The sequence below is a fragment of the Romboutsia sp. 13368 genome (genome assembly GCF_018336475.1).
Classification (GTDB): domain Bacteria; phylum Bacillota; class Clostridia; order Peptostreptococcales; family Peptostreptococcaceae; genus Romboutsia.
The window spans coordinates 2,269,501-2,269,973 of record NZ_CP048741.1 but is presented as its reverse complement, the minus strand read 5'-3'; the positions used below and the strand labels follow the sequence as shown (position 1 = coordinate 2,269,973).

General features: G+C 31.2%; 2 protein-coding genes (1 of these 2 running past the window's edge). Both read left to right on the top strand.

Translation table 11 applies throughout. The annotated features are described in order from the left end of the window. Positions 1 to 101 (top strand): hypothetical protein (locus tag G3997_RS12005; protein ID WP_442971285.1); only part of this gene is annotated, 101 nt, incomplete at its 5' end. Next, positions 88 to 473 carry part of the coding region annotated (cobA, locus tag G3997_RS09495; RefSeq protein ID WP_296645534.1) for a uroporphyrinogen-III C-methyltransferase on the top strand (this coding region is incomplete at its 3' end). Its footprint extends 115 nt past the window's final position, so 386 of the 501 annotated nt are shown. The genes G3997_RS12005 and cobA, both read left to right, overlap by 14 nt.

Sequence of the window (473 nt, the reverse complement as noted above, 5' to 3'; positions counted from 1 at the left end):
TAATAAAAAAATTAGAAGGAAGTATTAAATCTCCTAGAGAAACTGGATTAGAGTTAGCTAAATTAGTTTTAAAGGAGTACAATAGCTATGAAAAAAGGTAAAGTATACTTGGTAGGTGCAGGGCCTGGAGATTATAAGTTATTAACCTTAAAAGGATTAGAATGTATACAAGAAGCTGATGTTATAGTTTATGATAGATTGGCAAATTGTAATTATCTAAAAGAAGCTAAAGATAATTGTGAGTTTATATATGTAGGAAAATCATCTAAGAACCACACATTGCCTCAACAAGATATAAATAGATTAATTGTAGATAAAGCTAAAGAAGGAAAGATAGTTAYAAGACTTAAGGGAGGAGATCCCTATGTATTTGGTAGAGGTGGAGAAGAAGGACAACTTCTAAAAGAGGAAAAAATAGAATTTGAAGTAGTACCTGGAATAACTTCTGCTATAGGTGGGCTTTGTTATWCAGG